14 protein-coding genes are annotated in these 16,979 nt (G+C 39.7%); 6 read left to right on the forward strand and 8 right to left on the reverse strand.

Annotated elements, in window-relative coordinates:
• Window positions 1-43 precede the first annotated feature (43 nt).
• The gene (locus K8F54_RS10700; protein ID WP_290790670.1) at window positions 44-772 is read left to right on the forward strand and encodes an RNA methyltransferase; all 729 of its coding nucleotides are present in this window, start codon (window positions 44-46) and stop codon (window positions 770-772) included.
• Here K8F54_RS10700 and K8F54_RS10705 read toward each other — a convergent pair.
• Both K8F54_RS10705 and ubiE read right to left on the reverse strand, forming a co-directional pair.
• A complete protein-coding gene (locus K8F54_RS10705) occupies window positions 759-1,466 on the reverse strand; it encodes a porin family protein (RefSeq protein ID WP_290790672.1) in 708 nt (235 codons plus the stop codon). The two genes, K8F54_RS10700 and K8F54_RS10705, sit on opposite strands and share 14 nt — an antisense overlap.
• A 2-nt stretch (window positions 1,467-1,468) precedes the next feature.
• Window positions 1,469-2,200: a bifunctional demethylmenaquinone methyltransferase/2-methoxy-6-polyprenyl-1,4-benzoquinol methylase UbiE gene (ubiE, locus tag K8F54_RS10710; RefSeq protein ID WP_290790674.1), complete on the reverse strand. Its 732-nt coding sequence runs from the start codon at window positions 2,198-2,200 to the stop codon at window positions 1,469-1,471.
• Between the two features lie 254 nt (window positions 2,201-2,454).
• Here ubiE and trkA point away from each other — a divergent pair, with 254 nt between their 5' ends.
• Both trkA and K8F54_RS10720 read left to right on the forward strand, forming a co-directional pair.
• The gene (gene trkA / locus K8F54_RS10715; protein ID WP_290790676.1) at window positions 2,455-3,804 is read left to right on the forward strand and encodes a Trk system potassium transporter TrkA; all 1,350 of its coding nucleotides are present in this window, start codon (window positions 2,455-2,457) and stop codon (window positions 3,802-3,804) included.
• The gene (locus K8F54_RS10720; protein ID WP_290790678.1) at window positions 3,804-5,309 is read left to right on the forward strand and encodes a potassium transporter TrkG; all 1,506 of its coding nucleotides are present in this window, start codon (window positions 3,804-3,806) and stop codon (window positions 5,307-5,309) included. The genes trkA and K8F54_RS10720 overlap by 1 nt, the downstream gene beginning before the upstream one ends.
• Before the next feature lie 135 nt (window positions 5,310-5,444).
• On the opposite strand, the gene K8F54_RS10725 is transcribed toward K8F54_RS10720, so the two are convergent.
• Both K8F54_RS10725 and K8F54_RS10730 read right to left on the reverse strand, forming a co-directional pair.
• The gene (locus tag K8F54_RS10725; RefSeq protein WP_290790680.1) at window positions 5,445-6,635 is read right to left on the reverse strand and encodes a pyridoxal phosphate-dependent aminotransferase; all 1,191 of its coding nucleotides are present in this window, start codon (window positions 6,633-6,635) and stop codon (window positions 5,445-5,447) included.
• Between the two features lie 5 nt (window positions 6,636-6,640).
• Window positions 6,641-7,744: an acyl-CoA desaturase gene (locus K8F54_RS10730; RefSeq protein ID WP_290790682.1), complete on the reverse strand. Its 1,104-nt coding sequence runs from the start codon at window positions 7,742-7,744 to the stop codon at window positions 6,641-6,643.
• Between the two features lie 127 nt (window positions 7,745-7,871).
• On the opposite strand from K8F54_RS10730, the gene rsmG reads away from it, so the two are divergent.
• Window positions 7,872-8,501 carry a 16S rRNA (guanine(527)-N(7))-methyltransferase RsmG gene (gene rsmG, locus K8F54_RS10735; RefSeq protein WP_290790684.1) on the forward strand — a complete coding sequence of 210 codons (630 nt, stop codon included), beginning with the start codon at window positions 7,872-7,874 and terminating at the stop codon, window positions 8,499-8,501.
• A 71-nt stretch (window positions 8,502-8,572) separates the two neighbouring features.
• Here the strand turns inward: rsmG and K8F54_RS10740 are convergent, their stop codons facing one another.
• On the reverse strand, window positions 8,573-10,240 hold the full coding sequence (locus K8F54_RS10740; RefSeq protein ID WP_290790686.1) for an Omp28-related outer membrane protein: 1,668 nt from the start codon (window positions 10,238-10,240) through the stop codon (window positions 8,573-8,575).
• A gap of 399 nt (window positions 10,241-10,639) precedes the next feature.
• On the opposite strand from K8F54_RS10740, the gene K8F54_RS10745 reads away from it, so the two are divergent.
• On the forward strand, window positions 10,640-11,359 hold the full coding sequence (locus tag K8F54_RS10745; RefSeq protein WP_290790688.1) for a T9SS type A sorting domain-containing protein: 720 nt from the start codon (window positions 10,640-10,642) through the stop codon (window positions 11,357-11,359).
• 72 nt (window positions 11,360-11,431) lie between these two features.
• Here the strand turns inward: K8F54_RS10745 and K8F54_RS10750 are convergent, their stop codons facing one another.
• Both K8F54_RS10750 and K8F54_RS10755 read right to left on the reverse strand, forming a co-directional pair.
• Window positions 11,432-13,081 carry a DUF6029 family protein gene (locus tag K8F54_RS10750; protein WP_290790690.1) on the reverse strand — a complete coding sequence of 550 codons (1,650 nt, stop codon included), beginning with the start codon at window positions 13,079-13,081 and terminating at the stop codon, window positions 11,432-11,434.
• Between the two features lie 111 nt (window positions 13,082-13,192).
• Window positions 13,193-13,675 carry a TlpA disulfide reductase family protein gene (locus tag K8F54_RS10755; protein ID WP_290790692.1) on the reverse strand — a complete coding sequence of 161 codons (483 nt, stop codon included), beginning with the start codon at window positions 13,673-13,675 and terminating at the stop codon, window positions 13,193-13,195.
• 147 nt (window positions 13,676-13,822) lie between these two features.
• On the opposite strand from K8F54_RS10755, the gene K8F54_RS10760 reads away from it, so the two are divergent.
• Complete coding sequence (locus K8F54_RS10760) at window positions 13,823-15,121, forward strand: Omp28-related outer membrane protein (RefSeq protein ID WP_290790694.1); 1,299 nt, start codon at window positions 13,823-13,825, stop codon at window positions 15,119-15,121.
• 68 nt (window positions 15,122-15,189) lie between these two features.
• Here the strand turns inward: K8F54_RS10760 and pruA are convergent, their stop codons facing one another.
• Window positions 15,190-16,815 carry an L-glutamate gamma-semialdehyde dehydrogenase gene (pruA, locus tag K8F54_RS10765; protein ID WP_290790696.1) on the reverse strand — a complete coding sequence of 542 codons (1,626 nt, stop codon included), beginning with the start codon at window positions 16,813-16,815 and terminating at the stop codon, window positions 15,190-15,192.
• Window positions 16,816-16,979 lie beyond the last annotated feature (164 nt).

The following is a 16,979-nucleotide window of genomic DNA, read 5'->3' on the forward strand; positions in this document are numbered from 1 at the left end:
TTACATCTGGCGTTCTAAAGCTCAATTCAAAAATAGGATAATTTTGGTAAGTAAAAGTCAAATAAAACTAATAACGAGTTTACAACAAAAAAAGTACCGAGATAAAACCGGACTTTTTGTAGCCGAAGGCCCCAAAGTTATAGCCGAACTTCGAGAAGCTGGACTCAATTTGCATTCCCTTTTTTCTACTGAAGCAGTTTCGGGTTCTTCTGAAACATTTTTTTCGGTGACCGAACTCGAACTTCAAAAGATTAGTTTTTTGAAAACGGCAAATACTTCCTTGGCCCTTTTTGAAATTCCGAAGCAAATAGCGATGCCTCAGCAGGGATTGGTGCTTGCCTTGGATGCGGTGCGAGATCCAGGAAATTTAGGAACTATTATTCGATTGTGTGACTGGTTTGGGGTTACACAATTGGTATGTTCTGTGGATACGGCAGATTGTTATAACCCCAAAGTCATACAGGCTACTATGGGTTCAATAGCACGTATTCAAGTTTCGTACTGCGATCTGGAATCGTATATTAAAAACTCCAAGATACCTGTATATGGTGCCTGTATGGAAGGTGTTAATGTGTATGCTCATACATGGGCTGCCAACGGAATTCTGGTGATGGGCAATGAGGCCAATGGTATTTCTGAAGGAATTTCGAAGCTACTGCATGAAAAAATCACCATTGCTCAATTTGGGAAAAAGCAGGAGGCAGAAAGTTTAAATGTTGCCACTGCAACCGCTATCTTGCTTAGCGAGTTTAGGCGGTCTACTGAAAGGTAAAGTTAATAAAGATTCCTCGTGTCGCCATTCGATCTATATTGCTGGTCCAAGGACTGTTTGGGTCCTCGTCGCGCACCAATTCATCACTCGTTGCAAAAACACCGCGAATGGAAGGTGTAAATTTGAAGTAATACAAATAGAAATCTATTCCAAAACCCAGCTCGTAATAACTCGTTCCACTGGTCATTCTAAACTGCCCGGTCGAATTATCCTCGGGATTCTTTTCGTCACCGGATAAATTTATAGAGGATGAAACTCCCCCTACAATAAAAGGACGAATGTTGTTGAGGCGTTTGGTGGATAATTTTACCAATAAAGGAACATGGATATAGGTAGATTTTACCTCGCGCAGGTAATCTTTTTGATCTTCAAAACCTGGAAAAGTCAAATTCCGCTGTGTATAGTACAGTCCTGGTTCCAGGCGTAAATTTATATAGTTATTAATCCGCATATCACCAACCAGACCAACATTAAAACCAGCCTGCCCTTCTACAAGAATATCGGTGTTGGCATCTGTATTTTGATTAATATAATCGAATTTAAAGTCGTAGCTGTTGAAACCCAAAAAATAACCCCAGGTAAGAAAGCGGTTGTCAAAATTTTCCAAATTTGCCAATCGTTCTTTGCTAAATAATTGTGCCTGTGCGCTTTGCGCGAACAAAAGTATTGCTAATACAAATAGTAACTTCTTCATAATTATTTGGTAGCGCTATAAATGGTGGCTACACCAAAAGTTTGGGGTTTATTTTTCACCTCTATAAACCCAATTTTTCTTAAAATATTGTTGAGCGTTTCTCCGTATGGGAAAACCGATGCGCTTTCACTTAAGTATTTGTAGGCAACTTTATCTTTTGAAAAAACGCTACCTATAAAGGGAAGCATTCGTTTTGTATAAAAGTGGTAACCCTGTTTAATAGGAAATTTGGTGGGGACCGATGTTTCCAATATCACAAACAAGCCATTGGGTTTTAATACACGTAGAATTTCAGAAAGTCCTTTCTCTAGGTGTTCAAAATTTCTAATTCCAAATGATACGGTAATTGCTTCAAATGAACTGTCATCAAATGGCAATGCTTCCGAATCTCCTTTGATAAACTGTATCTTTGACTGTAGAGATGTGTTAATCACTTTTTTACGAGCCATTTCTAACATCCCTTCAGAAAGATCCAAACCCACTATCGTGGGAATTTCAGTCTTTTTGGCGAATTGTATAGCCAAATCTCCGGTACCAGTTGCTATATCCAGTACATTGGAAGGGTTTTTTTCAGCAACCATTCGCAACACTTTTTTTCGCCAGGAAACATCTGTTCCAAAAGAAATCACTCGATTCAACCCATCATAATTTCCGGATATAGTATCGAACATCTGCTCAACCTGTTCCTTTTTGTTAAGGTTAGAATTTTTATAAGGGGTTACTTTTTCACGCATAATCTACGGTGTTTGCCTTTCGGTCAACACGGCTGCAAAGCTACCAAAATTTTACAATTTCATAGTATTTAAAGGAGTAAATAGATTTGCAATGTGTTAGGTGTGATTATTCTAAAATTCAATACCTTTGTCCAGCCTATTGCTTGAAAGTTTATGAAATGCCCAATAATAAGTTGCAAAACGGAAGAAATGTATTATTTGGGTATTCCTTCCGATACGTATCGGGATTCCTATTTTTCAAATAATTTATACCGATGAAAATTATAATAGCCGGCGCCGGCGAAGTTGGATTTCATTTAGCAAAACTCCTTTCATTCGAGTCTCAAAACATTACTTTAATTGACACTAACAGAGAGTCATTGGCGAATGCCGATACACATTTGGATATCCGTGTGGTGCGAGGTGATGCCACTTCCATTTCGGTGTTAAAAGATTCGAAGGTAGATAAAACCGACCTTGTTATTGCTGTTACTTCTAGTGAAACGACCAATATTACAGTTTGTGTATTGTCGAAACAATTGGGCGCTAAAAGAACTATTGCCCGTATATCTAATACCGAATTTATTGATAATAAAGAAGAAGTGGGCTTTACCAAGTTTGGTATCGACGAATTGATTTCACCCGAATCGTTGGCTGCCAACGAAATTGAGCTATTACTCAATCAGAGTGCATTTAACGATACTTACGAGTTTGAAAATGGTGCCTTGACCATGATTGGATTGTCACTTTCTCGTACCGCTGCCTTTGTAGGGAAAACGGTTCGCGAGGTAGGGTTGCAGTATCCCGAATTGAAATACGTACCTATCGCTATACAACGCTATGGTACACAATATACCTTGATTCCTCGCGGGGATACCCAATTTAAAGAGGGTGATCAAGTGTATTTTATCACAACTAAAAAAGGAGTGGAGCATATTTATAAATTAACCGGGAAGGTGCGACAAGAGATCAAAAATGTGATGATTTTAGGGGGTAGTAATATCGGCAGGAAAACCGCTAGGGATCTCTGCAAGAGTAGCTTTAATGTAAAATTAATTGAAATCGATAAGAATAAAGCATTTGAAATTGCCGATGAAAACCCCAACTGCCTGGTGATAAATGGAGATGGAAGGAATGTAGATCTGCTTCAGGAAGAATCGATTCAGGATATGGACGCCTTTATTTCGGTGACCGGAAATAGTGAAACCAATATTATGTCCTGCCTTGTTGCCAAGTCGAAAGGAGTAAAAAAGGCAATCGCATTGGTGGAGAATATGGATTATTTTCAGTTGTCACATTCAATTGGAATTGACACACTTATTAATAAAAAACTTTTGGCCGCAAACAATATTTTCAGGTATGTTAGAAAGGGTGAAGTAGTCGCGATGACCAAGCTGAACAATATGAATGCGGAACTACTTGAATTTATCGTATCACCCTCTTCCAAGGTCTGTGATTTGCTTGTCAAAGAAATTGATTTTCCCAGATCGGCCATAATCGGAGGCGTGGTTCGAAATGGTGAAGGCTTGATTGCTTTGGGAGATTTCAAAATTAAGAGCGGTGATCGAATTGTGGTTTGCTGTTTGCCGCAATCCATATCTAAAGTTGAAAAACTCTTCGTGTAATGCGCGCTATTTCGACCATTAATTTTAAGATCATTTTCCATTTAATGGGGTTGTTGCTTACGGTGAATGGCGCTTTTATGTTGTCTGCTAGTATCGTTAGTCTTTATTATAAGGACGGCGTTTTTACTGAAATGCTTTCAGCTGGAATTGTTACACTTATACTGGGAGGAGCCTTAATGTTGGCAACAAGAAACCACCGTAAGGAAATCCAAAAAAGGGAAGGGTATATTGTTGTTACTTTCGGATGGATATTTATGTCGTTAGCAGGTACGTTCCCTTATATCTTTACGGGTGCAATCCCTACATTCACGAATGCTTTTTTTGAAACAATGAGTGGTTATACAACCACCGGCGCATCTATTTTAAGTGATATTGAAAGTATTCCGAAGGGGGTTTTATTCTGGCGAAGTATAACCCATTGGATAGGAGGAATGGGAATTATTGTTTTGGCGATTGCTATTTTACCCTTGCTAGGAATAGGAGGGATGCAACTTTTTGCAGCCGAAGCTCCCGGTCCCGGGGGAGATAAATTACATCCCCGGATTACCGATACGGCAAAACGCCTGTGGCTTATCTATGTTGGTTATACCTTGGCCGAAACATTGTTGTTAAAACTAGCCGGAATGAGTTTTTTCGACGCCATCAACCATTCGTTAAGCACGTTGAGCACCGGAGGGTTTTCTACAAAAAATGCGAGTGTTGCACATTGGAACGGACAGCCACTCATTCAATATATTATTATTGTCTTTATGTTTTTGGCAGGGACCAATTTTGTGTTAAGCTATTTTGCTTTTAAAACTAAATTCAGTAAGATCTTTAAGGATGAAGAGTTTAGGCTTTATTCGTATGCCATCTTGCTTTTTACCACCGTAGCTGCACTAGTTATATATTTTCAGGCAGATTTTGCGTTTTCAAGTATCGATCATCCCATGGTTTGGGGCAAATTGGAAAGTGCCATCCGACATGCTTTATTTTCTGTAATCGCCATCGTGACCACTACCGGATTTGTAAGTGCCGATTTCACAGTTTGGACACCGTTTTTAACGCTGTTCTTTTTTGGATTGATGTTCTTGGGAGGTTCTTCCGGATCTACAGCGGGAGGGGTTAAAATTGTACGTCATCTCATCATGGTAAAGAATGGAATATTGGAATTTAAAAGAACCTTGCATCCCCACGCCATCTTGCCGGTGCGGTATAATAATAAATCGGTTCAACAGCCTATTGTATTTAATATACTTGGGTTCTTTATCCTTTATATGCTTTCCTTTATTGTTGGGGTTTTGGTCTTTTCATGGTTGGGATTAGATTTTAAGACGGCCTTAGGTGGAGCAGCATCTACCTTAGGAAACGTTGGACCCGCTTTGGGCGATTTAGGACCTGTAGATAACTACGGACATCTTCCGAGCCTAGCCAAATGGTGGGCCTCCTTTTTAATGTTGATTGGACGTTTGGAATTATTTACTGTCCTTATACTTTTGACACCATTTTTCTGGAGAAACCGATAGTTTACCATACTACCTTTACTTTATTTGTGAGTTGTTTTGTCTGGCTGTTACTTCGGAAATAAGCCCGTTACCGGCATCGTATATAAACTACGCGCACAAATAGTGACTTGCTGTTAATAGAATTTATTTTATAAATTAATCAATCAATGCCGCTTTGATTCGCTTCATGGCTTCCTTGATATCTGCTTCGGAGGCCGCATAGGATATTCTAATGCAATTTGGGTCACCAAAGGCTTCACCGGTAACGGTAGCAACAGTGGCTTCTTCTAAGAGATATAAAGAAAAATCGGAGGCAGAATTGATCTGTTTTCCTCGAAGTGTTTTTCCGAAGTAATAGGAAATATCCGGAAAAACATAGAAAGCACCTTCCGGTTTATTGGTTTTAAAACCAGGAATTTCAGAAAGTAATTTCAAAATCATGGTACGTCTCTCTTTAAAAGCATCCACCATATACTGAATCTTACTAGGCGGGTTTTCTAGCGCAGTAATCGTAGCGCGTTGTGCAATACAATTGGCACCACTTGTTATTTGGCCTTGCATTTTATTACAGGCACGCGCTATCCATTCGGGCGCGCCTATATAGCCAATACGCCAGCCGGTCATAGCATAGGCTTTGGACACTCCATTTACCGTAACGGTTTGTTCGTACATATCATCAAACTGTGCCATGGAAGCATGTTTTCCGGTAAAGTTGATGTGCTCGTATATTTCGTCACTCACGATAATGATATTGGGATATTTCACCAAAACATCGGCAAGAGCTCTTAATTCTTCTCGACTATATACAGATCCGCTTGGGTTGCAAGGAGAGCTGTAAATCATCATTTTTGTCTTTGGTGTAATGGCCGCTTCGAGTGCTTGAGGTGTGACCTTAAAATCTGAATCGATCGTCGAAGGAATTTCCACAGGAACACCTCCTGCTAGTTTAGCAATATCTGCATAGCTCACCCAATACGGAGCCGGGAGGAGTACTTCATCACCTTCGTTCAGCAAAACCATAGCCAAATTTGCCAGAGACTGCTTGGCTCCCGTTGAAACCACGATCTGTGCGGGGGTGAATATTAGATTATTATCTCTTCTGAATTTGGTAATGATAGCTTTCTTGAGATCTCCATAGCCATCCACAGGGGTGTAGGCATGAAAATCGTCCTTTACAGCTTGAATGGCAGCTTCCTTAACAAAATCGGGAACAGTAAAATCCGGTTCTCCGAGGCTTAAACCAATTATGTCTTTTCCTTCTTCGCGCAGTTCTCGCGCTTTCGCCGCCATAGCAAGCGTGGCCGAAGTTGCCATTTCGTTTACACGATTCGAAAGTTTTGAATTCATAGGTGCTATATAGAGACAGTGGCGGGATTAAGCCCCATCTCCCTTAGGTGTTTAAAATGTGCAATAATAGCCTTACGCGTCGTTTTGTATTCGTTATAAGGCAGATTGAATTCGATAGCGGTCTGTTTCACTATTTTAGAGATTTTGGTATAGTGGATATGACTTATATTCGGAAATATATGATGTTCAACTTGGTGATTCAAGCCACCGGTAAACCAGTTCATAATTTTATTCTTGGTCGAAAAATTAACCGTGGTAAACAACTGGTGAATTGCCCAAGTGTTTTTCATGGTTCCTGAAGGATCGGGTAATACCATTTCGGCTGCCTCCACCACATGTGCCAATTGAAACACTATACTCAGAATCAGCCCTGCAACATAGTGCATAATAAAAAAGCCAATGAGTATTTTCCACCAGGCAATATCGAAGAAAAGAATAGGGATAGCAAGCCACACTCCAAAGTAAATAAGTTTTGTAATTATTAGGATACTCCATTGGGTAGCCGGTTTTGGAAACTTCCCAAAAGATAGTTTTCTAGCCAAATACCGCTTTGTCTGTTGGAAATCGGTCGTTAGCGCCCAATTAAAGGTTAAAAGACCGTAGAGGAGCACGCTGTAATAATGCTGAAATTTATGCATGCGACGCCACTTTGCGTGTTTTGAAAAGCGAAGGACACGCCCGGCTTCTAGATCTTCATCGTGACCGTGTATGTTCGTATAGGTGTGATGTAACACATTGTGTTGTACTTGCCAGTTGTATACATTACCTGCGAGGATATACATACTTCCTCCCATGATTTTATTCACCCATTTCTTCGATGAATAAGAACCGTGATTGGCATCGTGCATTACATTCATTCCCACACCGGCCATTCCAACGCCCATTACAATAGTAAGCAGCAATTGTGCCCACCAAGGGAAATCGAGTGCTAAAAACAGAAAATAGGGTGTGAGGTAAATTGAAAACATGACTACGGTTTTCAAGTGCAACTTCCAGTTTCCGTTTCGCGATATCTTATTTTCTTTAAAATAATCGTTTACGCGTTTGTTTAGGGTTCGAAAAAACTTTGCGGAATCGATTCTTGAGAAAGTAATTTGTGTGTTGCTCAAAATAATTTTGTCTTAAGTAGCTTCTCTATAATTAGAAAGCGCTAAAATACGCAACTTCGATTTAAAATTACTTTCGGAAAGCATAAAATTATCAAAGAAAACATATTTTTGCGGTTAATAACTCACCATGGAATTAATTCAGGCTTATTTTTCGCATCTTTCTGAAAACCAGCAAGAACAGTTTGGTTTATTGCAAGCATTATACAAAGATTGGAATCTGAAAATCAATGTGGTATCCCGAAAGGATATAGATGAATTGTATCTGCGACATGTACTTCATTCTTTGGGAATTGCGAAGGTGCAGCCGTTTCTTTCAGGTTCGCATGTTTTGGACGTTGGAACGGGGGGCGGATTTCCCGGAATTCCATTGGCCATCCTTTTTCCAGAGACACAATTTCACTTAGTGGATAGTATTGGAAAGAAAATTAAGGTCGTTGAAGAGGTTGTTAGCGGATTGAATTTGCAAAACGTTAAAGTGACTAACGCCCGTGTTGAAACAGTATCTGGCAGCTACGATTTTATTGTAAGTAGAGCAGTCGCGCAAATGGATACCTTTGTACGCTGGGTTCAGCCTCGGGTAGCCAAAAAAAGTAGGCACGATCTTAAGAACGGCATTTTATACCTAAAAGGAGGTGATCTAACCGAGGAACTTGCGGCATTCCCCAAGGCTACCGTCTATCCGTTAAGCGATTTTTTTAAAGAGACGTTTTTTGAAACTAAAAGTGTGGTACATCTTCCGCTGAAGTACAGGGGTTAAATTTTACTTTTTAGCGCATAAAAAAACTCCGACATTAAGTCGGAGTTTTTTATTTATCTATTATTTCAGAATTAATTCGAAATAACCAATCTTTCTACTTTAACCGCTTTATCGATGGAGATTTTAACAAGATACGTTCCTGTTTGTAATCTGGAAACATCAATTTGCTGGTTGTTTGAGATATTCGATTTGGTAGCAACCATTTGTCCCAATAAATTATACACCTCGACTGTGGCAGTTTCGGCATTGGCAATATTAAATTGTGATTGGGCAGGATTTGGATAGATTCGAACCCCTTCCAACACATTATCAACAATACCTAATACCCCATTTGAAGAGAAATTTCCTTGCGCTTTATCTCCGTAATTACCACCCACGTTATACATAATATCATTATTCGAGTCGTATAAAACGATGGAAGCTCCACCATCACCACCTGAATCATTCACAGTAAATCTATAACAATCGGCAGCTAATGAGAAGGTATCCGTGAACGTTTCGTTATTTGCATAAGGTCCTCCACTAGCGATAGTACTTCCAGAAGAATCAATTAAATCCCAGGTAACTTGGCTACCACCTGTACCCGAATTCAAGATCATGTGAACTGTTCCGGTTCCTTCAACGGCAGCATCAAATGTACCGGATGCAATATTGTTTGCATTATTATCATCATTTTCAAGTGTCACTTCTACAGTGTTAACTGCTTGCACTGTATATGAGATTGCGGGTAATTCAATTGTTTCGTCCTGAAGAGACGTTAAATTTCCTGACCAGTTATAAGACTGGGTCGCTCCTCCATTTACCGAATAATTAATGGTAACATTGGTTAGGGGATCCGAACCATTATTTTGAATATTTACTTTGGGTGTAATATCAATACCGCATTGATCTTCAATGGCATCTACATATCTCGCATACGCATCGTTCGCATTTGCAAACCCGGTATAGGTGGGGAATGCTCCTGCACCACTAAGGGTTTCAGACTGAGTTTCGGTCATAAAAGCGACGATTTCCATATCTGCTAATTCTACAGGAACGTTGTTATACATAGCGGGAATTGTATAGGTATAGGTTTCATCAATGAAGGTTCCAGTAGTTGTAGGTGAGATATCCTCTCCCCATTGTCCAGTGATTAGATCAACAAGTCTGTGCATATGAACGTATTCGTTACCCATATTTCCTCCTGTTTGTGGCCCTAAGGTGTTGTTTTGCAATAGCGCTACATTCAATTTATTAGTTGCTTGCGGGCTGTTTCCTGTATAATAGGCTTCAACATGTACGGTAAGTTCGTTGTTTGAAACATCAATAACGGCTTCAACTCCAACATTCACATATGAGTTTTGACCAAGTATTTGGTTCGCTGAACTTGTCCAGGTACCTCTGCCTTGAACGGGAGAACTACCAGAAAAAATGTGACGATTGATCATGCCCGATGGATAGCTGGTCACTCCATAAAAGCTTCTGATGCCATTTCCGTCCGGTACTCTAAAATCAGGTTCACCAGTGTTTGGTACGGCAAAACCTCCAGTATGGATATTAATTAAGAATACATCTCCGGGGTTGTTGTCTTGGATCGCTTTAGCGATGGCATGTCCTTCTGGACACCACACACAATGAATTCCGGTAAACTCTTCCAGAACTACATTTTTATTTTCTGGTGTAGTATTTACAATGGTCTGGGCATAGGTAAAAGCCGTGAGAAGTGTAAATACCAAAACTGCGGGTAATTTTTTTAACATCTTCATTGAATTTTAAATTAGTATTGAGGGTTTGTTATGAAACAATTTTTTTTAATAAATAACATAGCGGTGATAAATATACAAAGAACTTGATTAAAAATACGAAATGTTAAAGCTTTCAAATTCAATTTTATGGCAAGAAAAAAAATTATCTTTTGCAATCGCTTTTGTACGCTGTTATCCCATTAAAATAATAGGTTTTTTAAAAAAATAAAAATTAACATAATTCTTTCTGAAATTAAACTTAAAATTGAATAATCTCTTTAAAATAAAGGGGTTAGAGCTTGTTTAATTTTGGAATATTATTGGTGATTTGTCATAAAAAAAGTATTTTAGCCAAAAATACAATCGACCTTATAAATAGTTAGATTGTTTTATTAACCCATAATATCATTTAATATGAAAAAGAATTTACTTTTTATGTGTATGCTTTTTGGAGCCGTTGCGATGAATGCACAATTTACAGTTGAAGACGATGAGGGAAACTTTATTGAAGACGGAGATGTTGTTGCTTATAATTCAATTATTTTTGACGAAGCTTCCTTAGAGTTTTTTGTAACAAATACTTCGTCCGATGAAATACGTTCAAGAATAGAATTTGTAAGTGCAACCAATGCAGATGGTTCTCAAATGGAATTGTGCTACGGAGAGTGTTATACGGGGATCACCATTGGAGAAAATTATCCGGTAGGCTTTGATATTGTTATTGCACCCGGTGCGCAAACAGGACTTGGAAATCATATGTTCAACGCAGATCCTGGGAATGGAACCGATGTCTTGGATTATGTTTTTAGATTCTATCAAGTTGATGTCGCAGGAAACGAAATTGGAACGCCATTGTCAATGACCTACCGTTATGACCCGCTCTTGGGTGTTAATGACCAAAATATGCTGGATGTAACCATAGCTTCTACTGTTGTGACCAGTCAAATTATTGCTACTACCTTTGAGCCGCTTGATGTAACAATATACGACTTACAAGGAAGACAAGTACTTAGTCAGAAATTAGATATAGGACAGCAAGCTATTGATGTTTCAAACCTGAGATCTCAAATGTACATTGTTCAATTTGAAAATACTGAAGGTGCTTCACAAACGACAAAAATCGTTGTGAGATAATACAAACACTCCTCAATAAAAAACCCGATAACAATTTGTTATCGGGTTTTTTTGTTACTGTATTTTAAAGCCTTAGAAGGTCACCACTAAATTGGCACTTAGGCCGGTATTCTCTGGTACGAATCTACAAACGCCACCTACACATATCAAACCCCCTCTTTGGCGACCGTAATTCAATCCAAAACGAGTCCTTCCCTTTGAGTAGCTTCCTCCCATATTGTAATAGTGAATTTCTCCTTCACCACCGTAGTTCCAAGAATCGGCTACGTAGACTCCTAATTTCGAATTGAAGTTGTATTCAATGACACCTGCGGCCCAATTCATTCGATCCTGACTGGTCCACAAATGCTCTCCGACCACTCTTAGCGACTTGCTCCCCTCAAATTGAAAGGTGCCTTCAATGGCAGCAATGCGCGCCTTAATATCTCCCTGAACACCTACAGGGCCCCCTTGAGAAACACCTTTGTCTATAATCACTTCTTGAAAGGTGGCAACCGAATTAAATTTAGGCGCCCAACGTTTTTTGATCTCAATACTCCAATCTCTATACAATCTTGGACCATCTCCAATAAATTTTGCTTCATACCAACGGTTGGTAACATTATACTCGGCATCTAAACCTGCCCAGTACGAAAAGTTTGCGGCTACTTTGGTTCCATATTTACCCCCTAAGGCACTTCCTTTGTCAAAGGTATAGAAGACATCGGCCTGCATACCTACTTCACCCGATCGTTGATCGAAACTTTCAATAATCAATCTCGGTTGCGAATTGTACACATAGATATTGGTTAGCAAATAATCTTGTTGCTTGGTAAGCGCTGGGACATAGTTAATGATCTGTTGGTTGTACACGTTACCTTCGGCTAAACGATCGCTATAAAAACTGAAATTTTCCAATCTTCTGAAAGTACTGTTCATACCAATCCCTTTCTTCGCATAGCCTAAATTCACTTGTAAAGCGGTTCCGTCGTATAATTTGTTGGATACCAATTGTCCTTCATTGGCGATTGCATCGGCATCTTTAGAAATCGCCTCAACACCACCATATAAGTTTTCCCAAACAAAGTCCAATCTACCTCCATAAGCGTTTACCGTACTTGGGATTGCTTCGTTGGTGCCCGTGCTCTGGTAACGGCCCACATAACTTGCGCCTAATTTTAAATCTACCTTATCTATTTGTAAGGCCGAACTTAGGTCAACGTTGGCATCTATACCTTGAATCACTCCTTCAGACACATCAAATCCATTGCGTTGCTGTCCGTAGACACCGGTTACATTAACATCTTTCGTCGCTTGCCATTTAACTCGTAATCCCTTTAAGGCATTGTTAATCCCCAATTGTCTGTCCTCCCAGGAGCGCATAATAAGTCCACTACCAAATTGTTCGTAGAAATATCCACCTGTGATATCCAGTGTTTCGTTTTTGAAGTTGAGGTAGTATGTACCGATATTGTTACCGCCATCATATACAGGAGAATATCCTAATAAGGCAGAAGGTAAGTAGGCTTCATATTGAACGCCGGCAGTAAATTTTCCTAAACTGTAATTTAACTGTACGTAGTTGTTTGCCCTAAATTGATCTTCAGGCGTCACGAAATTGATTCCGTCATCGTCAAGAAGCCATTGCGAATTAGATTCCAGTCCCCCAAAAAAATATCCGTTGTCCTGTGCAAGTGTAAGTCCGCTACTCAAGATAGCGATGGATAAAAGTAAATATTTCATCTTTTCGTTTTTATGGTATTGGTAAGAAAGCATGCCTTAACAACCCATGTTTCCGATTTGAAAATTGTAAAAAGGCATTTCATTTAAATAGGTTTGCGTAAATTGAGGAGACTACTTTGAATGCTCCTTTATCTTTTCATACAATTCGACCTCAGCACCGGGGCTATACCCCGAATGTCTGTAAACAATCTGATTGTTCTTAATCAATAAGGTAAGAGGTACAGTAGCCGCGCCTAGTGAGCGCTTAAGATCGTTGTTGGTATCTAATAAAATTGTGTAGTCCCAGCCTTTTCCATTGATTAGAGGCTTTACACGCTTTACAGTTCGACTGTCATCCACAGAAACTGCGATTAATTCAACATTGGTTTCGGCCTGCCAATCGTCGTAGACTTCGCTAATAGCATCCAATTCTTTTAAACAAGGGACGCACCAGGTAGCCCAAAGCGAAACAACAACCAGGTTGTCTTTATTGGTAGCATCTTTAATGTTAATAGTACTTCCACTCATGGTAGTCACATCCACATTGGGTAGGTCTTCTTGAGAAAAGGAGGTAAAAGTTACCAAAAGACATAAGAGTAATACAATTTTATTCATGATATTGGGTTTAAATAATTAGGCAATAATAGTTATTTTTCTTTTAAAATGTAAGGATAAATTGTGATAAGTCATTTTTTTGAATTCTTAAGATAATTTCTTTTAAAAAACTAGTATTATTGCATATGCAATTTAAATGCCATGATTATGAAACCCCATTATTTTAGTAGACTTTTCGCTGTTTTAACTATACTAACAGTTCTTATTTCTTGTAGTAAAAAAGAAGAAAATGTACCCCTGCAAGGAGGGGGAGATTTTACCGTTTTGGTGATCTCAAGTGATTCTCCTGACAATGTTCTTGTGGTCGATGAAACTGTTACTTTTACGGTAATGGGTGATGATGCAGTAGATTACACAAACGACGCCGTTTTTTATGTGAACCAAACTGAAATTAGCGGATCAAGTTATGTTTTTAACACCGCCGGGTCCTACGATATCTATGCCAGTCATTTAGGTGTGACAAGTAATACGCTTAGTTTTGATGTAATTGATGCAGCCGAACGGACTCTGCTAATAGATAATAAAAAAGCGCTGCGGAATCAAACGACAACCTTCACCATGGTCGATGCCGATGGAAATGATGTCACTTCCGAAGCTACCTTTTTCGTGAATAACACTGAAATATCAGGAAACACATATACTTCCGCATCCGCGGGTAACTTCGATGTATATGCCGAATATGAGGTTTCTGGAACAACCCAAACGACCGAAACTAAATCGTTTAGCGTATTTATTCCACTGCGTAAGGTGGTCTTGGAAGATTATACCGGAACTTGGTGCGGCTATTGCCCGAGTGTTGCCGCCGCCATTGTAGAAGCACATGCAGCTACCGAACATATTTCTGTAGTGGCCATCCACGAAACCGCCAATAGTTATCCGGATCCATATCACTTTCCACAGGTTGATCTTTTGCAGGCAGAATTTGGTGTGACCGGCTTACCGGCAGCACGTATAAACCGAACTACCACCTGGAGTGATCCTTATGATGTGAGTGAAGTAACTGCTATGGCTGGAGAGGAAACCGATTTTGCTATTGCCATCAATTCACAATTGTCCGGTAGTACACTTTCGGTTGAGGTAAAGGTAATTTATGAAAACGGTTCGGTACCAGGTGATAAACTGGTCTTGTATTTGATTGAAAATGGATTGCTCCACGATCAAGTCAATTACTATGACAACGATCCAACGAGTCCGTTCTATATGATGGGGAATCCAATTCCCAATTTCGAGCACAACGAAGTGTTGCGATTATCACTCACCGATATTTTTGGTGATGCTATTCCGGCAACCGATGCCTTCGATACCTATAACGCAAGTTTTAGCATAAGTATCCCATCCGATTATATTACACAGAACCTTGAATTGGTAGCCATGGTGGTAAGTGATGATAACACAGCCAGAAACTCACAGCATGCCGCCGTAAACGAAGAAAAGGAATTTGAATAGTATAGTTATAAAGCATAAAAAAACCCAAAGCATTTGCTTTGGGTTTTTTGTTTTATCAATTTTGGGAATTATCCTAAAAATGGATATCTATAATCTGAAGGAGAAACAAAGGTCTCTTTCACCATCCTTGGTGAAATCCAACGAAGTAGATTTAATTTGCTACCCGCTTTATCATTTGTTCCACTGGCTCTGGCACCACCAAAGGGTTGTTGTCCTACGACAGCTCCTGTTGGCTTATCATTTATATAGAAGTTACCAGCCGCGTTTTCTAGAACGCGAACTGCTTTTTCCAAGGCGTAACGATCTTCACTGAAGACCGCTCCCGTTAAGGCATATTCACTGGTTTCGTCTACCAAATGTAAGGTCTTTTCCCAGTCCTTATCTTCAAAAACATAGATGGTCACCACGGGACCAAATAACTCAGTACACATGGTGGTATACTTGGGATCTTCGGTAACAATAACGGTAGGTTCTATAAAATAGCCCTTACTCTTATCGTAGCCACCACCTACAATAATCTCAGCTTTCTTGTCTTTTTTAGCCTGATCAATATATTTTGCCAATTTATCAAAAGAACCTTCATGAATCACGGCGGTTATGAAATTGTTCATGTCTTCGGGAGAGCCCATTTTAAATGAATTTACATCGGCAATCACTTCCTTCTTAACGTCCTTCCAGATACTTTTTGAAATATAACAACGGCTGGCCGCGCTACATTTTTGTCCCTGAAACTCGAAGGCCCCTCGTGAAATAGCCGTAGCTACTTGTTTCGCATTAGACGATTTGTGGGCAACGATAAAATCTTTCCCGCCGGTTTCGCCTACAATACGTGGATAGGTTTTGTAATTGTGTATGTTAGTTCCAATCTTTTGCCAAATATTTTTGAATACATGGGTAGAACCCGTAAAATGTATTCCGCTAAAATCGGGACTTGCCAAAATAGTGTCGGTTATCATCACTGGATCACCCATCACCATATTGATCACCCCTGGAGGCACCCCTGCTTCTTTAAAGACATCGAGGATTACCTTGGCAGAATAGACCTGACTATCACTTGGCTTCCACAACACTACATTGCCCATTAAGGCAGCACTGGCCGGTAAATTGGCGGCTATCGCTGTAAAGTTAAACGGGGTAATGGCGTAAATAAACCCTTCTAAGGGGCGATATTCTAATCGGTTCCATGCTCCCGAAGTAGACTCAGGTTGTTCTGCATAGATCTCGGTCATATATTGCACATTGAATCGTAAGAAATCAATTAACTCACAAGCAGCATCAATTTCGGCCTGATAAATATTTTTAGACTGCGCTAACATGGTAGCCGCATTAATTCGGGCACGATACGGTCCTGCCAGTAATTCGGCAGCGCGAAGAAAAATTCCGGCACGTTGCTCCCAAGGCATATTTGCCCAACTTTTTCGGGCCTCCAATGCCGTTGCAATGGCATCGGTAATATGTTTTTTCTCAGCCTTATGGTAGCTTCCCAAAACATGTTTGTGGTCATGTGGAGGCGACATGGTTTTTGTATTTCCCGTTTTAACCGACTTGCCGTTAATGTATAGGGGTACTTCTACCGTGCTCTTGAACATTTTTTTATAGGTGGTCAAAACTTCCTCGCGTTCGGGCGAACCGGGCGCATATGATTTTATTGGTTCATTGACTGCTATTGGTACTTCAAAAAATCCTTTTCCCATGGGCGTATATATTATTGATTTGTAATTCAGAAAACACCGGATATTTTGCTTCGGTGTTGGAAGCTGCAAAGGTACAAAATTTGACACATGAAACCCCAAGATCGTGCAACAAAAGCCTATTGTGATTTTGAAAATTTATCTATTGTAGTTGTAGTTTGAATAAA

This window comes from Altibacter sp., assembly GCF_019913785.1.
Taxonomy (GTDB): Bacteria; Bacteroidota; Bacteroidia; order Flavobacteriales; family Flavobacteriaceae; genus Altibacter.

Coding starts and splice junctions, on each gene's coding strand:
- K8F54_RS10705 (WP_290790672.1), bottom strand. CDS start 1,466: ATGAAGAAGTTACTATTTGTATTAGCAATACTTTTGTTCGCGCAAAGC.
- ubiE (WP_290790674.1), bottom strand. CDS start 2,200: ATGCGTGAAAAAGTAACCCCTTATAAAAATTCTAACCTTAACAAAAAG.
- trkA (WP_290790676.1), top strand. CDS start 2,455: ATGAAAATTATAATAGCCGGCGCCGGCGAAGTTGGATTTCATTTAGCA.
- K8F54_RS10720 (WP_290790678.1), top strand. CDS start 3,804: ATGCGCGCTATTTCGACCATTAATTTTAAGATCATTTTCCATTTAATG.
- K8F54_RS10725 (WP_290790680.1), bottom strand. CDS start 6,635: ATGAATTCAAAACTTTCGAATCGTGTAAACGAAATGGCAACTTCGGCC.
- rsmG (WP_290790684.1), top strand. CDS start 7,872: ATGGAATTAATTCAGGCTTATTTTTCGCATCTTTCTGAAAACCAGCAA.
- K8F54_RS10740 (WP_290790686.1), bottom strand. CDS start 10,240: ATGTTAAAAAAATTACCCGCAGTTTTGGTATTTACACTTCTCACGGCT.
- K8F54_RS10745 (WP_290790688.1), top strand. CDS start 10,640: ATGAAAAAGAATTTACTTTTTATGTGTATGCTTTTTGGAGCCGTTGCG.
- K8F54_RS10750 (WP_290790690.1), bottom strand. CDS start 13,081: ATGAAATATTTACTTTTATCCATCGCTATCTTGAGTAGCGGACTTACA.
- K8F54_RS10755 (WP_290790692.1), bottom strand. CDS start 13,675: ATGAATAAAATTGTATTACTCTTATGTCTTTTGGTAACTTTTACCTCC.
- K8F54_RS10760 (WP_290790694.1), top strand. CDS start 13,823: ATGAAACCCCATTATTTTAGTAGACTTTTCGCTGTTTTAACTATACTA.
- pruA (WP_290790696.1), bottom strand. CDS start 16,815: ATGGGAAAAGGATTTTTTGAAGTACCAATAGCAGTCAATGAACCAATA.